Consider the following 16686-nt stretch of genomic DNA (forward strand, 5'->3'; position numbering starts at 1 on the left):
TCCGCTCCGGCGGGCGGGTGCTCCCGCGCGGGAGCACCCGCCCCCGTCGCCTCCGCCGCCGCGGGCCGGCCCCGCCCGCCGGGCGGGCACGGGCGGGGCGCGCCCCGTCAGCCGAGCACGCGGTCCAGGTAGTCGTTGCCGAACCGCCGGTGCGGGTCCACCCGGTCCCGCACCGCCAGCGCGTCGCCCAGGCGCGGGTACACGGTCTCCATGTAGGAGCGGTCCCGGGTGTGCATCTTGCCCCAGTGCGGTCGCCCGCCCACCGAGGTGAAGACCGCCTCCAGGTCGGCGAAGTACGCCTCGTACGGCGTCCCCCGGTACATGTGCACCGCCACGTAGGCGGTGTCGCGCCCGTAGGCGGTGGACAGCCACACGTCGTCGGCCGGGGCGAACCGCACCTCCACGGGGAAGCTCACCCGGTGCCCGCCCGCGTCGACGATCCGGCGGGCCTCGCGCAGCACGTCCACCAGGTGCTCGGCGGGGACCGCGTACTCCATCTCCACGAACCGCACGTCCCGCACCGAGGTGAACACCTTGTGCGACACGTCGGTGTAGGAGCGCGAGGACAGCGCCCGCGAGCTGACCTGGTTGACCGCCCGGACCGTGCCGGGGAAGCGGCGGCAGACCCGGTTGACGCCCTCGAACAGGGTGTTGGACAGGAAGTCGTCGTCCAGCCACGCCTTGAACCGGGAGAGCGGCCGCATCGGCCCCGCGGTGATGTTGTTGCGCTTGGTGTTGGTGTTGCCGGTGTGCGGAAACCAGTAGAACTCGAAGTGGTCGTTGTCCCCCCGCAGCTCCGGCAGCCGCTCCAGCACCTCCTCCAGCGGCATCGGCTCCTCCCGCGCGTGCAGCAGGAACGCCGGGCGCACCGCCATCGTCAGGGCCGTCACGACGCCGAAGGCGCCCATGCCCACCCGGGCGGCGTGGAACAGCCCGGGGTCCCGCTCGGCCGAGCACTCCACCACCGAGCCGTCGGCCAGCACGATCTCCAGTCCGACCACCTGGCTCGCCAGGCCGCCCGCGTCCCGTCCGGTGCCGTGCGTGCCGGTCTGCACCGCCCCGGCCACCGTCTGCACCGCGATGTCGCCCATGTTGGCCAGGGCCAGGCCGTGCCCCGCCAGCGCGTCGTTGAACTCGCACAGGGGCAGCCCGGCCTCGACCGTGGCGGTGCCCGCCCCCGGGTCGACCGAGCGCACCCGCGCCAGGGAGGTGGGGGAGAGGAGGAGTCCGTCGGTGACGGCCACGTCGGTGAAGGAGTGCCCCGACCCGACCATGCGCACGCGCAGGCCGTCCGCGGCGGCGGAGGCCACGGCCGCCGCGACCTCGGCGGTGCCGTTGGGGGAGGCCGTTCGCCGGGGGCGGGCCTGGTAGGTGCCCGCCCATGTGTTCCACAACACATCTGTCATGGCTGTGGACATTACTCGCCGGTCACATTTCTGAATAGGGGGTGAACGCGTCGGTACGTCCCGGTGAGGGGGAGGCCGACGCGACGGGCCCGCTGACCGGGGGGTGCGGCCCGCGGGCCCGGGGGAGCTGGTTTCATGAAGCCCATGAGGCCTTACGACGCGTTTCTGCTGATCTCCTTCGGCGGCCCGGAGGGCGAGGACGAGGTCATCCCGTTCCTGGAGAACGTCACCCGTGGACGCAACATCCCGCGCGAGCGGCTCGCCGAGGTCGGTGAGCACTACTTCCTCTTCGGAGGGGTCAGCCCGATCAACCAGCAGTGCCGCGACCTCCTCGCCGCCGTCACCGAGAAGTTCGCCGCCGACGGCATCGACCTGCCGATCTACTGGGGCAACCGCTTCTGGGCGCCGATGCTCGCCGACACCCTCGAACAGATGAGGAGGGACGGGGTGCGGCGCGTGCTCGCGCTGCCCACCTCCGCCTACTGCAACTGGTCGAGCCGCACCGCCTACCTGGAGGACATCGACCGCGCCCGCGCCGCGATCGGCGAGGACGCGCCCGAGGTCGACCTCGTCCGCCCCTTCTACGACCACCCCGGGTTCGTCGAGCCCCTGGCCGACCACACCCGCGCCGCCCTGGACGCGCTGCCCGCGGACCGCCGCGGGGGCGCGCGCCTGCTGTTCTCCGCGCACTCCATCCCCCTGGCGATGGCCCGGGAGAGCGGGGGCCCCGGGCAGGGCTTCGGCGACGCGGGCGCCTACGGCGCCCAGCTCGCCGAGGTGGCCCGCCTGGTCGTGGACCGCCTCGACCGCGAGTACCCCTTCGAGGTCGTCTACCAGAGCCGCAGCGGGCCGCCCTCCCAGCCCTGGCTGGAGCCCGACGTCAACGACCGCATCGAGGAGCTCGCCCGCGAGGGCGTGCCCGCCGTGGTCGTCGTCCCGCACGGGTTCGTCTCCGACCACATGGAGGTCAAGTTCGACCTCGACATCGAGGCCCGGCAGACCGCCGAGAAGCAGGGCATCGCGTACGAGCGCGCGCTCAGCCCCGGCACCCACCCGGCCTTCGTCGCGATGGTCTCCGACCTCGTCCGCGAGTACACCGGCGACGGCGCGCCGCGGCGCCTGAGCACCGTGCCCCGGTGCATCGGCTGCGACTGCCCCGGCTGACCCCCAGGGGCCCCGCACGCCGCACGGGGCCCCTCGGTAAACACCGCTGACATCCCGAGGGGATAGGGTGCGACGAAGATCCGAACCCACCCTCTCAGGAGTCATCGCCTTGGTCCGTTCCTGGTACGAACTGCCGGAATACGTCCGACTGAAGCGGGTCAACGGGCTGCGCCTGTCCCCCGACGGAACCCGTCTGGTCGCGCCCGTCAGCGGCATCGCACCCGATGCCAAGAGCTTCCACAGCGCCCTGTGGGAGATCGACGTCCGCCCCGCGTCCGAGGGAGGGGCCGACCCGCGCCGCCTCACCCGCGGCGTCAAGGGGGAGAGCACCGCGGGCTTCCTGCCCGACGGCTCGGTCCTGTTCACCAGCGCCCGCCCCGACCCCGACGCCGAACCCGAGGACAAGCCCGGAGCCGCCCTGTGGCTCCTGCCGGCCGAGGGGGGCGAGGCCCGCCGCGTCGCCACCCGCCCCGGGGGCGTGGGCGCCTTCACCGTCGCCCGCGACTCCGGCCTGGTCGCCTTCTCCTCCGCCACCCTGCCCGCCAGCCAGAACGGCGAGGACGAGGCCGAGGCCCGCAAGGCCCGCTCCGAGGCGGGCGTCACCGCGATCCTGCACGAGTCGCTCCCGGTCCGCTACTGGGACCGCGACCTGGGCCCGGACCACCCGCGCCTGTTCGCCGCCGAGCCGCCCGCCGGGGCCGAGGCCCCCCTGGGCGAGCCCCGCGACCTGACGCCCGACGCGGGCAAGGCCCTGCTCAACGCCCAGGGTGCCCTCACCCCGGACGGCACCGCCCTCATCACCCCCTGGGACGTGCCCACCGGCAAGGGCGGCCACAGCAGCGACCTCGTGTCCATCGACACCGCCACCGGCGAGCGCACCACCCTCCTGAGCAGGGAGGGGTACGACCTGGGCTCCCCGCTGGTCTCCCCGGACGGCCGCCTGGTCGCCTACACGCTCGGCTTCGAGGGCGACTACGACGGCGAGCCCCGCGACCACCAGCTGTGGGTCCTGGACCGGGAGACCGGCGAGACCTCCCCGGTCCACCCCGGCCTGGAGCTGTGGGCCCGGGACTTCGCCTGGTCCGCCGACTCCGGCTCGCTGTTCCTCGTCGCCGACGAGAACGGCCGCCGCCCGGTCTTCCGGGCCGACCTGGCCCAGGGCACCGTCACCCGCATCACCGGCGACCACGGCGCGTACAGCGAGCTCAACCCGTCCCCGGACGGCCGCCACGTGTACGCGCTGCGCGACGCCTGGGACGCCCCGCCCGCCCCGGTCCGCCTGGACGCCGCCGCGACCGACGGCGAGCCGGTCCGCCTGAACACCCCGGGCTCCGGGCTCACCATGCCGGGCACCCTCACCGAGATCGAGACGACCGCCGACGACGGCACCCGCATCCGCTCCTGGCTGGTGCTGCCCGAGGAGGCGTCCGACCAGGCCCCGGCCCCGCTGGTGCTGTGGGTGCACGGCGGCCCGTACATGAGCTTCAACGGCTGGTCGTGGCGGTGGAACCCGTGGATCCTCGCGGCGGCCGGATACGCCGTGCTGCTCCCGGACCCCGCCCTGTCCACCGGCTACGGCCAGGACATGCTGCGCCGCGCCTGGGGCAAGTGGGGACCGCGCGTGTTCGCCGACGTCATGTCGATCACCGACGCCGCGGTGGCCCGCGACGACATCGACGCCGACCGCACCGCCATGATGGGCGGCTCCTTCGGCGGCTACATGGCCAACTGGATCGCCGGGCACACCGACCGGTTCAAGGCCATCGTCTCCCACGCCTCCCTGTGGGGGCTGGACGCCTTCAACGGCACCACCGACTACCCGCCGGTGTGGGAGCACGAGTTCGGCACCCCGCTGGAGCAGCCGGAGCGCTACCTGCTCAACTCGCCGCACCTGCACGCGCCGAACATCACCACGCCGATGCTGGTGATCCACGGGGACAAGGACTACCGGGTGCCCATCGGCGAGGGGCTGCGCCTGTGGCGCGACCTCCAGCTGTACGGGGTCGACTCCAAGTTCCTGTACTTCCCGGACGAGAACCACTGGATCCTCACCCCGGGCAACGCACAGATCTGGTACCGGACGGTCTTCGCGTTCCTGGACCACCACGTCCACGGCAAGGAGTGGGCCAGGCCCGAACTCCTCTGACCCGTCCCCGGGCGGCCGGTCCGCCGGCCGCCCGGGCCCGTCACGGGCGGACCGCCGCCCCGTCGGCGTGCCCGCCCCGCGCGCCGTCCGGGGATCCGAGCACGAAGGACAGCCCCTCGGCGGAGCGCAGGCGGGTCACGCCGCCCTCCCGCACCACCGCGCCGCCCCGCTCGCGGGCGGGCCCGGCGAGGGCCCGCGGATCCCGGTCGGCGAGCACCAGCTCCCAGGCGGGCGCGGCGTCCCCGCGCACGATCGACGCCCCGCGCGGCACCGCGCCCAGGACACGGGTGTAGAAGTCCGCGGCCCGCTCCGGCTCGGCGCAGGCCAGGCGCAGGGTACGGGGCCGCGCCCACCCCCGGAGGGAGCGGCCCTCCCACAGGGACACCGCCGCCCCGACCGGGTCCACCAGCGTGGCGACCCGCCCCTGTCCGCCGGCGTCGAACGGCTCGACGACCACCCGCGCCCCCGCGGCCTCGGCCGCCGCAGTCCGCCCGTCCGCGTCGTCCACCGCGATGTAGTAGGCGGTGTGCGCGGGCAGTCCCGGCGGGTACGGCGGCCGGGACAGGTCGCTCACCCCGCCGATCCGCACCCCCTCCGCGTACACCGACACCGCCCGGCGGGGGTCCTCCTCCGCCACGGCGCACTCCCAGCCGAGCAGGGCCGCGAGGAACCCCGCGGTCGCCCCGACGTCGTGCGTCTTGAAATCCATCCAGCAGAACATCGCGGCCTCGTTCCCTCGGGTGTCCGGTCCGTCCTACCGGGCCCGCCGTCGGCGGACAAGGGCTTTTCCGCCCCCGGCCGCGGACCGCCCCGCCCGGACCGCGGTGCCCCGGCCGCCTCACACGCCGGGGCCGCGCAGCAGCACCACCGGGCCGTCGCCCTCCAGCGTCCACCGGAGCCGCTCCCCGGCGTACCGGCTGGACGCGAAGGTGACGTACCCCGTGTGCTCCTGCGGGGAGTCGAGCACCGGAGCCACCGAGATCCTCGCGGTCACCGACCGGCCCGGAACATCGCGTTCGGCCGCGGCCAGGACCGAGCGCGCGAACGCCGTCCCGCGCCGCAGCAGCACCCCGGGGTCACCGGTGCCGTCGTCGGGGACGCCGCGGCCGTTGACCGCCGACTCGTAGTCCGCGGGATGCCCGAACGCCGACCTCCGGCCGTGGTAGGACCGCAGCAGCGCGCGCAGCAGCAGCGCCCCGCCGTCCGACACCCACCCCTGCCCGGGGACGTGGGGCCAGTACGGGCGCGCGGGCCCGCCGCCCATCAGCAGCGCCCGGGCCGCGGGCGTGCACTCCGGCCCGGTCCCCTCCATGCGCCCTCCGTCCCCCGCCGCCGCGCGCGAGCGGTGCGGGCATCGTATCCGCGGCGTCCGGCGGAGTTCACCGGGGCGGCGTAGAGTGCGGACCGATCCTCACGTCTGGAAGTTCGGAGAGCGGAGCAGTGAGCGGCATCGACACCACACCACCCGACCCCCGGGTCCTGCGCGACCTGGCCGTCCGGGTGGCGACCGAGGCGGGCGAACTCGCCGCCGGCGGGCAGGCGGGCGTCACCGTGCTCGACACCAAGTCGAGCCCCACCGACGTCGTCACCAAGATGGACCGGGCCACCGAGGAGCTCATCCGCTCCCGGCTGCTGGCGGCCCGGCCCGACGACGCGATCCTCGGAGAGGAGGGCGGAGAGGAGCACGGGGACGGCGGCGTGCGCTGGGTGGTCGACCCCATCGACGGCACCGTCAACTACCTGTACGGGCAGCCCGACTGGGGGGTGGCGATCGCCGCCGAGATCGACGGCGAGGTGGTCGCTGCGGCGGTGAGCGTCCCGCGCCGCGGCGAGCTGTACGAGGCCGTGCTGGGCGGGGGGTCGCGGCGCAACGGCGAGGCCCTCCAGGCCCCTCCCGCGGTGCCCCTGGAGCAGGCCCTGGTGGCGACCGGCTTCGGCTACTTCGCCGAGCGGCGCGCACAGCAGGCCCGCGTGCTGCTGGACGTCGTGCCGCACATCCGCGACATCCGCCGGGGCGGGTCGGCCGCGGTGGACCTGACCGGGCTGGCGTCGGGCCGGTGCGACGCCTTCTACGAGCGCGGACTGCACGCCTGGGACTGGTCCGCGCCGGGGCTCATCGCCTCGGAGGCGGGCATCCGGGTCGGCGGGCCGAACGGCGGACCGCCCTCGAACGACCTGGTCATCGCGGCCAGGCCGGAGCTGTACGACGCCCTGTCCGCGCTACTGGCGCCGCTGGGCGCCGACCGGGACTGAAACCGGCCGGGACCGGCAAAACGCGCGGGGAGCGGCGGGACGGTGTCCCGCCGCTCCCCGCGCCGGTCCCGCGGGACCGCGAGGTCGGCTCAGGCGCAGTCGACGCCGTTGCGGGCCGCGATCCGGTAGAGGTCCTCGAGCTCCGACGTATGGGTGTCGACGAGGAACTCGTCGCCGGCGGCCTGCGCCGACTGGAGCGCGCCGCGGGTCTCGCTGATGCGGACCTTGATCTCCGCGAAGAACTCGCCCATTGCACCTCTTCCAGGGGTAGGCGGCCGGAGTACTCCCGCGCTCCGGCCGCAGTGGGGATCGCGCACGTGGCGGACGCACGCGCGATGCGGTGTGGTCACGTCCCTGTGACATGCGTGCGCGTCGCGGTCCGGCTCCCGGTCGGGACGGTTCCGCGCGTGCCACTTACGTGTACCGCACTGTGGCCCTGGTCAAACCACCGCCCCCCGCACGTGATGTTTCCGTGATCCCCTCCCTCCGCGGGGCGCGCCCGCGCGGGAGGGGGAAGCCCCGGTGGGCGCGACGCCGGTCCGTCCGCGCGGCGGCGTCCGGAGCCGGAAATCCGGCGTCCGCGCGGGGCGTGTCCCACAACACATTTCCGGGTAAAGCCCGGTGCTTACTTGTTTCTTATTCTTGATGTGTCAGATTCGAGATGTGCGGGGTTACGCCGCCGTCGGCGGTTGGGGGATTCGCCGACGGCGGCGCCCCGCGCACGAAGGGGTCGTGAGACTCCCGGCCCAGCGCCCGTTTCCGGCGCGGGGTGAGGAAGGACGAGGTCCGGTTCGCGCCGAGGGCGCGGCGGGTTTACCGTCTCCTTACCCCCGCCGTGAGAGAACGGTTGACGCGGCCGGGACCGAGAACGCCGCTGCCGGTGTGTTGGGGGATGCGCCGGCAGCGGCCCCTTTTTTCCCAGGTACCGAAGAGGACTTGACGTGCGTGTACTCGTGGTCGAAGACGAGCGTGTCCTGGCCGACGCCGTTGCGGTGGGCCTGCGCCGGGAGGCCATGGCCGTGGACGTGGTCTATGACGGCGACACCGCCCTGGAGCACACCGCGGTCAACGACTACGACGTCGTCGTACTGGACCGCGACCTGCCCGGCACCCACGGCGACGACGTCGCCCGCACCCTGGTCGGCGCGAGCTACAACGGGCGCATCCTGATGCTCACGGCCTCCGACGCCGTGCAGGACAAGGTCGAGGGCCTGCGCCTGGGCGCCGACGACTACCTGGCCAAGCCCTTCGCCTTCCCCGAGCTGGTGGCCCGTGTGCAGGCGCTGGCGCGGCGCTCCACCCCGCCGCTGCCCCCGGTCCTGGAGCGGCACGGCATCTCCCTGGACCCGGCCAACCACCGCGTCCACCGGGACGGCCGGGAGATCACCGTGACGCCCAAGGAGTTCGCGGTGCTCCAGGTCCTCATGCGCGCCCAGGGCACCGTGGTCAGCGCCGAGGGCCTGCTGGAGAAGGCCTGGGACGAGAACGCCGACCCCTTCACCAACGTCGTCCGCGTCACCGTCATGACCCTGCGCAAGAAGCTCGGCGCGCCGCCGGTCATCCAGACCGTGCCCGGCGCGGGGTACCGGCTGTGAGAACCCCCGGTCCGGGCGGCCCCCCGTCTCCCGGGGGGTTCGAGGGCCAGGCCCGCGGCGGCGGGGCCGACCCCGCCCGCCCCGGCGACACGGGCACCTGGCGCACCCTGAGCACCGCCGACCCGGCACGCGCGGGGGCCGGGCGTTCGGCCGCCTCCGAGCGGGTCCACCGGTTCGCCGACAACCTCAGCCTGCGCGCCCGGCTCACGCTCATCTACGGGATGCTGTTCTTCGCCGCGGGGTCGGTCCTGGTCCTGGTCAACTACCTGATCGTCGCGGTGCTCCTCAACGCCCTGCTCAGCGAGGACAGCGCGGCGGAGCTCGCGGCGCACGGGTACCTCATCGAGGAGGTCCTCACCCACGTCACCCGGTTCTCGCTGCTGGCGCTGTTCCTGGTGGGGCTGCTCGCGGTGGCCCTGGGCTACGCGGTGGCGGGGCGGGCCCTGTCCCCGCTCCAGAAGATCACCCGCATCGCCCGCCGGCTGTCCGAACGCGACCTGCACGAGCGCATCGCCCTGTCCGGCCCCGACGACGAGATCCGCGAGCTGGCCGACACCTTCGACGGCATGCTCGAACGCCTGGACCGGGCCTTCGACGGCCAGCGCCGGTTCGTCGCCAACGCCTCCCACGAGCTGCGCACGCCGCTGGCGATCAACCGCACCCTGCTGGAGGTGGCGCTCACCGCCCCCGACGTCTCGTCCGACCTGAAGTCGGTCGGCCGGACCCTGCTGGAGACCAACGCCCGCCACGAGCGCCTCATCGACGGCCTGCTCTTCCTCGCCAAGAGCGACCGCGAGCTGGAGGTGCGCGCCCGCGTCGACCTGGGCGAGGTGGCCGGTACGGTACTGAGCCAGCTGGCCGCCGAGGTCGCCGAGTCCGGGCTCGCGCTGCGCAAGGACCTGCGCCCCGCCGCGGTCGTCGGCGACCCGGTCCTGCTGGAGCGGCTGGTGGCCAACCTCGTGGAGAACGCCCTCAAGTACAACGTCCCCGACGGCGAGATCACCGTCCGCAGCGGCCTGTACGAGGGGCGCCCGGCCGTGCAGGTGGAGAACTCCGGCAAGATGATCCCCGCGTACGAGATCGAGGGGCTCTTCGAGCCGTTCCGCCGCGGCTCGGGCGACCGGGTGGGGTCGGGCCGCAGCGCCGGTCTGGGCCTGTCCATCGTCCGTTCGGTGGTGCGCGCCCACGAGGGCGTGGTGACCGCGTGGCCCCGTGCGGGCGGCGGACTCGTCATCACCGTCTGCCTTCCGGTGCCCTCGGGGGAGTCGCCCGAACGGCGCTGAACCGGTGCCTTTCGCCCGGACGAACATATCCCCTGAGGCGAGGTAATAGGGCCCAAGCTGCGTCACGCCACACTTCGTGGTATCTATACGTGTCCGAAGACACGCCCATCCGGGTCACGTGCGCCGACCTCGGGTGGGTATGCTGCCTCCGGCGTGAACACGGAGGGAATCCCTCCTGACGTGGGCATGTCTTCGGTTTTCGCCCGCGGTGAGGGAGTGATCCGCGCTTTGTCCGGGGTGGGCGGAAACGGCTTTTCCAGGTCTACGGGGTACCCGATGCCGGGTAGTACTCCAGGGGAAACCGGCCCGAAAGCGGTGACTCTTCTGGCCGCCTTCGGACACGGTCCCGCAAAAAGTGCTGCTGACCTGTGAGCGGTGGCCCGGGAGGGGGCACGGTTCACCGGTATCGGGAAAACCCATCGGCCGAACCGGGCACAACCGAGGTCTCTCAAGCGTTACAACCCGCGCGACGAGGCACTGAACGAGGGGGATGGAGTTAGCAGAGATGGCCACCGACTACGACAGCCCGCGCAAGACTGACGAGGACATCAACGAGGACAGCCTTCAGGAGCTCCAGGCTCGGCGCGTGGACAAGGGCACCGGCACGATCGACATCGACCCCGACGAGGTCGCCGAGGGCATGGAACTGCCCGGTGCCGACCTGTCGGGCGAGGAGCTCGCCGTCCGGGTGCTGCCGCGTCAGGCCGACGAGTTCACCTGCTCGCGCTGCTTCCTGGTGCACCACCGCAGCCAGCTCGCCCAGCAGCGGGCCGGGCAGCTGGTCTGCAAGGAATGCGCCTGACCGGCCGGGACGGTCGAGGCACCGTCCCGTCCAGGGGCGCCCGGCGCGCCACCGCCTGACGGGACGCGCGCACAACGGGGGTTACGAACACCGACGACGGTGGACGGCCGACCGCACGGAACATCAGGTGCGGTGGACCGCCCACCGTCGTCGTTTCCGGCGGGTGGGACCCGGCGGGGTCAGGACTCCAGCACCTCGGGCGCGGTCCGGATGAGGCCCTGGCGCGCGGCGCGCACCGCCAGGACCCGGGCCACCTCGACGCCGACACCGGCGACGACGGCCCAGCCCAGGGCGCGGCCCAGGCTCACGTCGGGGGACTCCAGGTCCGTGGGCGGCTCCTCGCCGGTCGCACGGGTCCACGCGAAGGTCAGCGCCTTGCGCATGACGAACTCGGCCGCGAACCCGGCCACGAAGCCCATCAGGACCGGTCCGACCTCACCGCCGTCCTTCTTAGCCATGTGAATCGTTCACCGTTCTTGTCGAGTGCACGGGCACGGGCGGGGCCGCCCGTCCCCCCATGGTCTACCGGAACGATCCTTTCACGCGCACGCCCCCGTGTCCGGGCAGCGCCCCGGCCCCGCGGGCGCACCCCCCCCCGGGGGGGTGTCGCGGACGTGGCGGGCCAGGGCGTACCGTGCCGCGAAACCAGGAGCGATCACGCTCCGGAGCGCACTACCATTGCCCCATGACCAACGGCTCTCCTTCCTTCCGCATGCCCGACAAGCCCTCGCTGGACGGTATCGAGGCGAAGTGGGTCGATGTATGGGACGAGTCCGGCGTCTACCACTTCGACCGCACGGCCGAGCGCGCGGACGTCTACTCCATCGACACCCCGCCGCCCACCGTCTCGGGCTCGCTGCACATCGGCCACGTCTTCTCGTACACGCACACCGACACCGTCGCGCGGTTCCAGCGCATGAACGGCAAGTCCGTCTTCTACCCGATGGGCTGGGACGACAACGGCCTGCCCACCGAGCGCCGGGTCCAGAACTACTACGGTGTCCGCTGCGACCCGTCGGTCCCCTACGACGCGGACTTCGAGCCCCCGGCCAAGCCCGACCCCAAGCGGCAGGTCCCCGTCTCCCGCCGCAACTTCATCGAGCTGTGCGACAGGCTGACGGCCGAGGACGAGAAGGTCTTCGAGTCGATCTGGCGCCGCCTCGGGCTCAGCGTCGACTGGCGGCACACCTACGCCACCATCGACGCCGACTCCCGCGCCGCCGCCCAGCGCGCCTTCCTGCGCAACCTGGCCCGCGGCGAGGCCTACATGGCCGAGGCGCCCACCCTGTGGGACGTCACCTTCCGCACCGCGGTCGCCCAGGCCGAGCTGGAGGACCGGGAGCGGCCCAGCGCCTACCACAAGGTCGCGTTCCACCGGCCCGACGGCTCCCCGGTCCACATCGAGACCACGCGCCCCGAGCTGCTGCCCGCCTGCGTGGCCCTGGTCGCCCACCCCGACGACGAGCGGTACCGGGACCTGTTCGGGACCACCGTCACCACGCCGGTCTTCGGTGTCGAGGTCCCCGTCGAGGCGCACCGGCTCGCCGACCCCGAGAAGGGGTCCGGCATCGCCATGATCTGCACCTTCGGCGACACCACCGACGTCACCTGGTGGCGCGAGCTGCAGCTGCGGACCCGCCCCATCATCGGCTGGGACGGGCGCGTCATCGCCGACCCGCCCGCCGGCCTGGAGTCCGGCGCCGCCCGCGAGGCCTACGACCGCCTGGTCGGCGCCACCGTCCACACCGCCCGCGAGCGCGTCGTCGAGATGCTGCGCGAGAGCGGCGACCTGGTCGGCGACCCCAAGCCCATCACCCACCCGGTCAAGTTCTACGAGAAGGGCGACAAGCCCCTCGAAATCGTCACCACCCGCCAGTGGTACATCCGCAACGGCGGGCGCGACGAGGACCTGCGCCGCCGCCTCGTCGGGCGCGGACGCGAGCTCACCTGGCACCCCGAGCACATGCGGTCCCGCTACGAGAACTGGGTGGAGGGGCTCAACGGCGACTGGCTCATCAGCCGCCAGCGCTTCTTCGGCGTCCCCTTCCCCGTCTGGTATCCGCTCGACGCCGACGGCAACCCGCGCTACGACGAGCCGCTGCTGCCCGCCGAGGACCGGCTGCCCGTCGACCCCAGCTCCGAGGCGCCCGAGGGCTACACCGAGGACCGGCGCGGCGTCCCGGGCGGCTTCACCGGCGACCCCGACGTCATGGACACCTGGGCCACCTCCTCGCTGTCCCCGCAGATCGCCTCCGGCTGGGAGCGCGACGAGGACCTCTTCCGCCGCGTCTTCCCGATGGACTTCCGCCCCCAGGGCCAGGACATCATCCGCACCTGGCTGTTCTCCACGGTCGTGCGCGCCGACTTCGAGAACGGCACGCTGCCCTGGCACACCACCGGCATCTCCGGCTGGATCCTGGACCCGGACCGCAAGAAGATGTCCAAGTCCAAGGGCAACGTCGTCACCCCGCTGGCGCTGCTGGAGAAGTACAGCTCCGACGCGGTCCGGTACTGGGCGGCCAGCGGCCGCCTGGGCACCGACACCGCCATGGACGAGGGGCAGATGAAGGTCGGCCGCAGGCTGGCCATCAAGATCCTCAACGCCAGCAAGTTCGTGATGTCGGTCGCGGGCGAGGACGCATCCGCCGACCCGGCGCGCGTCACCGAGCCGCTGGACCGCGCGATGCTCGCCACCCTGGCCGAGGTCGTGGAGGACGCCACCGCGGCGTTCACCGCCTACGACCACACCCGGGCCCTGGAGCGCACCGAGCGGTTCTTCTGGGACTTCTGCGACGACTACCTGGAGCTGGTCAAGGCCCGCGCCTACGACACCGGGTCGGCCGAGGGCGCGTCCGCGCGCGCCGCGCTGCTCATCGCCCTGGGTGCCCTGCACAAGCTCTTCGCCCCCTTCGTCCCGTTCGTGGCCGAAGAGGTCTGGAGCTGGTGGCAGGAGGGCTCCCTGCACGCCCAGTCCTGGCCGGACGCCGCCGGCTACCGGGCCGCCGCGGCCGACGGCGACCCCGTCGTCCTGACCGCCACCGCCGAGGTGCTGCGGGCGGTCCGCAAGGCCAAGTCGGAGGCCAAGCTGTCCATGCGGGCCGAGGTCGAGCGGGTCCGGGTCACCGGCAAGCGGGTGGAGGCCGCCCGGGCCGCCGCCGCCGACATCGCCGCCGCCGGCCGGGCCGCGGGGATCGACTTCCAGGCCGCGGACGACGCCGAGCTCACCGTCGAGGTCGTCCTCCCGGAGACCGCCGGGGAGGCCGGCGACCGGTAGCCGGGTGCACGCCGCGGCCGGGTCGGAGCACCGACCCGGCCGCGGCGTGTCCGGGACCGCCGGGGCGGCCTGCTGCCCCCGCGCCGTGCGGGGCCCGCGGGCGTCCGGGCCGCAGGCCGGGGGCCCGCGGGGAGCCGGGCTCCGCGGCCCGGCGGCGCCGGGGGCCGGTCGGAAGCCGAGTCAGCGTGCCGGGGGCGATAGGCTCGGCGAATGTGAGTAGCGCATCCCCGGAAGGCGGCCGGATCCCGATCACGGTCCACCGCCTGGACCCCGGTCTCCCCCTGCCCGAGTACGCGCATCCCGGAGACGCGGGAGCGGACCTGTACACCGCCGTCGACGTCGTCCTCGCACCCGGAGAGCGGTCGACCGTTCCCACCGGGCTGTCGATCGCCCTGCCGGACGGGTACGCGGCCTTCGTGCACCCCCGGTCGGGGCTCGCGGCGCGCTGCGGGCTGACGGTCGTCAACGCCCCGGGCACGGTGGACGCCGGGTACCGGGGCGAGATCAAGGTGACGCTGCTCAACACCGACTCCGCGGACCCCGTGAAGCTCAGCCGGGGCGACCGGATCGCGCAACTGGTGATCCAGCGCGTGGAGCGGGCGGTGTTCGTCGAGGCGGACACCCTGCCCGGGTCGGTGCGCGGAGCGGGCGGTTTCGGTTCGACCGGGGGCCACGCCGCGCAGCGGTGACCACGTCCCCGACCCGGTGCGATCCCGGGACCAACGGAGAGCGAAGAGGTGAGGGCGTGTTTGGACGCCGCCGCAAGAAGCGTAAAGAAGACGGGGCCGGCAGAGCCGAGGCTCCCCGGGAGGGCGCGGCCGGTGCCGTCTCCTTCGGCAACGAGGTGCACCCCGGGGCCGACGCGGGCCCCGGTGCCGACCTCGACAAGGAGGCCGACCGGTACCGGACCGGCGGCCCCTGGGACGCCGCCGAGGACGCACCCGAGATGAAGCGCATGGACCTGGGCGGCATCCGGGTCCCCCAGGAGCAGGGCACCGAGATCCAGGTCAACGTGGCCCAGGACGCCCAGGGCAAGCAGAAGGCCCTCGGCGTGACCCTGGTCCGGGGCAAGAGCGCCGTCCAGGTGCAGCCCTTCGCCGCGCCCAAGACCTCGGGCCTGTGGGACGAGATGCGCCAGGAGCTGCGCGAGCAGGTCGAGAAGCAGGGCGGCAAGGTCGAGGACCACGACGGGACCTTCGGGCCCGAGCTCAAGGCCCTGGTACCGGTGCCCGGACGGACCACCGAGGACGGCCGCCAGCTCGCCCAGCGGGTCCGGTTCATCGGCGTGGACGGCCCCCGGTGGGTGCTGCGCGGGGTCATCCGCGGCGAGGGCGCCTCGAAGCCGGAGGTGATGGCCGAGGTGGAGAAGCTGTTCGCCGACGTCGTCGTGGTCCGCGGCGACCAGCCCGTCCCGCCCGGGGAGCTGCTGCCGATCGTCGTGCCCAAGCAGGTCCAGGAGCAGCTGGCCAAGGCCGCCCAGGCCCGCGCCGCCCAGGCCCGGATGGCCGCCCAGCAGGGCGTGCCCGGGGCCTCGCCCAACGGTGCCCCGCCCCGCCCCCCCGGCACCTCGCCCAACGGCTCCCCGGGCTCCCCGGAGTCCTGAGCCCCGTCGTGCGGGCGCCCTCCCGCGCCGTGGGGGCGGACCGGCGCCGACGGGGCCGGTCCGCCCCGGCGGCGCCGGGGCGCCGGGAGGGACCGCGGCCGCGGTGCGCCCGCTGCGGGCGGTGGCGGGCGGGGGTGCCCCCGCCCGGCCGCCGTGGCCCCGCCGACCCGGTTCCCGCCCCCGGGGCACGGGGAGGGCCGCCCGCCGGAGCGGTGCTTTCCTTCGCGTGGTCGGTGTGCCCTCGACCGGTCCGCCGCCGGGTGCGCCGGGAGGGCCGTCCACCGGAGGGCCGCGGGTCGGCGGGGTTTCGCGGGCCGCGTCCCGGGACGCCCGCGACCGCTCCTGCACCGGTCCCGCCCGGAGCCGTGTTCCCCGGTGTCCGCGCGCGGGAACACCGGGTTCCGCCGTCCTTCCCTAGGGTGGGTCCCATGACGAACGACAGCGCACCCGCGCCCCTGCCGGAGGACTGGACCCGGGCCCTGGCCGTGGTCGCCCATCCCGACGACCTGGAGTTCGGCGCCTCCTCGGCGATCGCACGCTGGACCGGCCAGGGCAAGGAGGTGACCGAGCTGCTCGTCACCCGGGGCGAGGCCGGTATCGACTCCCTCGGACCCGGGGAGTGCGCCCCGCTGCGCATGGCCGAGCAGCGGGCCTCCGCGGCGGCGGTGGGCGCCGCGGGGGTGGAGTTCCTCGACTTCCCCGACGGCACGCTGGAGTACGGTCTGCCGCTGCGCCGCGCCCTGGCCGAGGCGATCCGCAGGCACCGCCCCGAGGTGGTCGTCTCCATCAACTTCCGCGAGCACTTCGCCGGGGGGAGCGGGTTCAACCACGCCGACCACCGGGCGCTGGGCCCCGCGCTGCTGGACGCGGTCCGCGACGCGGCCAACCGGTGGGTCTTCACCGAGCAGCTCGCCGAGGGACGGGAGCCCTGGTCCGGGGTGCGCTTCGTCGCGTTCGGCGCCTCGCCGCTGGCCGGCCACTACGTGGAGCTGAGCGGGGACGACCTGGCGGCGGGGGTGGCGTCCCTGGAAGCCCACGAGGTCTACCTCGCCGGCCTGGACGGGTTCGACCAGAAGTCGTTCCTGCCGCGGGCCGCCGCCGCGGCGGGGGAGTGGGCGGGCGTCCCGCTGGCCACCGGGTTCGAGGTGTTCCAGGTCTGA

General features: G+C 74.0%; 15 protein-coding genes. 10 read left to right on the forward strand and 5 right to left on the reverse strand.

Translation table 11 applies throughout. The annotated features are described in order from the left end of the window. Positions 1-107: 107 nt before the first annotated feature. Positions 108-1406, reverse strand: coding sequence for a D-arabinono-1,4-lactone oxidase (locus BUE45_RS20245; RefSeq protein WP_073380949.1), 1299 nt, complete (start codon positions 1404-1406; stop codon positions 108-110). 144 nt (positions 1407-1550) lie between these two features. On the opposite strand from BUE45_RS20245, the gene BUE45_RS20250 reads away from it, so the two are divergent. Both BUE45_RS20250 and BUE45_RS20255 read left to right on the forward strand, forming a co-directional pair. Continuing rightward, positions 1551-2570: a ferrochelatase gene (locus tag BUE45_RS20250; protein WP_073380950.1), complete on the forward strand. Its 1020-nt coding sequence runs from the start codon at positions 1551-1553 to the stop codon at positions 2568-2570. Positions 2571-2679: 109 nt separating this feature from the next. Next, positions 2680-4716: a S9 family peptidase gene (locus tag BUE45_RS20255; RefSeq protein ID WP_073380951.1), complete on the forward strand. Its 2037-nt coding sequence runs from the start codon at positions 2680-2682 to the stop codon at positions 4714-4716. A 40-nt stretch (positions 4717-4756) separates the two neighbouring features. On the opposite strand, the gene BUE45_RS20260 is transcribed toward BUE45_RS20255, so the two are convergent. After that, positions 4757-5425: a VOC family protein gene (locus tag BUE45_RS20260; RefSeq protein ID WP_218619572.1), complete on the reverse strand. Its 669-nt coding sequence runs from the start codon at positions 5423-5425 to the stop codon at positions 4757-4759. A 129-nt stretch (positions 5426-5554) separates the two neighbouring features. Continuing rightward, positions 5555-6028: a hypothetical protein gene (locus BUE45_RS20265; protein WP_073380953.1), complete on the reverse strand. Its 474-nt coding sequence runs from the start codon at positions 6026-6028 to the stop codon at positions 5555-5557. 137 nt (positions 6029-6165) lie between these two features. Here BUE45_RS20265 and BUE45_RS20270 point away from each other — a divergent pair, with 137 nt between their 5' ends. Then, on the forward strand, positions 6166-6969 hold the full coding sequence (locus BUE45_RS20270) for an inositol monophosphatase family protein (protein WP_073381074.1): 804 nt from the start codon (positions 6166-6168) through the stop codon (positions 6967-6969). A gap of 89 nt (positions 6970-7058) precedes the next feature. Here the strand turns inward: BUE45_RS20270 and BUE45_RS32630 are convergent, their stop codons facing one another. Then, positions 7059-7220: a hypothetical protein gene (locus tag BUE45_RS32630; protein WP_178378593.1), complete on the reverse strand. Its 162-nt coding sequence runs from the start codon at positions 7218-7220 to the stop codon at positions 7059-7061. 690 nt (positions 7221-7910) lie between these two features. On the opposite strand from BUE45_RS32630, the gene BUE45_RS20275 reads away from it, so the two are divergent. The 3 genes from BUE45_RS20275 (at position 7911) to BUE45_RS20285 (ending at position 10649) form a co-directional block, all read left to right on the forward strand. Next, positions 7911-8564, forward strand: a complete 654-nt coding sequence (locus BUE45_RS20275) for a response regulator transcription factor (protein WP_073380954.1) — start codon at positions 7911-7913, stop codon at positions 8562-8564. Positions 8565-8671: 107 nt separating this feature from the next. Next, on the forward strand, positions 8672-9847 hold the full coding sequence (locus BUE45_RS20280; RefSeq protein WP_245833388.1) for a sensor histidine kinase: 1176 nt from the start codon (positions 8672-8674) through the stop codon (positions 9845-9847). 505 nt (positions 9848-10352) lie between these two features. Next, entirely contained in the window at positions 10353-10649 is a 297-nt protein-coding gene (locus tag BUE45_RS20285; protein WP_073380956.1) for a DUF4193 domain-containing protein, read from the forward strand. Positions 10650-10828: 179 nt separating this feature from the next. On the opposite strand, the gene BUE45_RS20290 is transcribed toward BUE45_RS20285, so the two are convergent. Then, positions 10829-11107: a DUF4235 domain-containing protein gene (locus BUE45_RS20290; RefSeq protein WP_073380957.1), complete on the reverse strand. Its 279-nt coding sequence runs from the start codon at positions 11105-11107 to the stop codon at positions 10829-10831. A 227-nt stretch (positions 11108-11334) separates the two neighbouring features. Between BUE45_RS20290 and valS the strand changes: the two genes are divergently transcribed. From valS to BUE45_RS20310, 4 genes are all read left to right on the forward strand, one after another. Beyond that, positions 11335-13923 carry a valine--tRNA ligase gene (valS, locus tag BUE45_RS20295; protein ID WP_073380958.1) on the forward strand — a complete coding sequence of 863 codons (2589 nt, stop codon included), beginning with the start codon at positions 11335-11337 and terminating at the stop codon, positions 13921-13923. 212 nt (positions 13924-14135) lie between these two features. Further along, complete coding sequence (gene dut, locus BUE45_RS20300; RefSeq protein WP_073380959.1) at positions 14136-14612, forward strand: dUTP diphosphatase; 477 nt, start codon at positions 14136-14138, stop codon at positions 14610-14612. A gap of 56 nt (positions 14613-14668) precedes the next feature. Continuing rightward, a complete protein-coding gene (locus BUE45_RS20305) occupies positions 14669-15526 on the forward strand; it encodes a DUF3710 domain-containing protein (RefSeq protein WP_073380960.1) in 858 nt (285 codons plus the stop codon). 428 nt (positions 15527-15954) lie between these two features. Then, positions 15955-16686 carry a PIG-L deacetylase family protein gene (locus BUE45_RS20310; protein ID WP_073380961.1) on the forward strand — a complete coding sequence of 244 codons (732 nt, stop codon included), beginning with the start codon at positions 15955-15957 and terminating at the stop codon, positions 16684-16686.

Source organism: Nocardiopsis flavescens (assembly GCF_900141985.1).
Lineage (GTDB): Bacteria > Actinomycetota > Actinomycetes > Streptosporangiales > Streptosporangiaceae > Nocardiopsis > Nocardiopsis flavescens.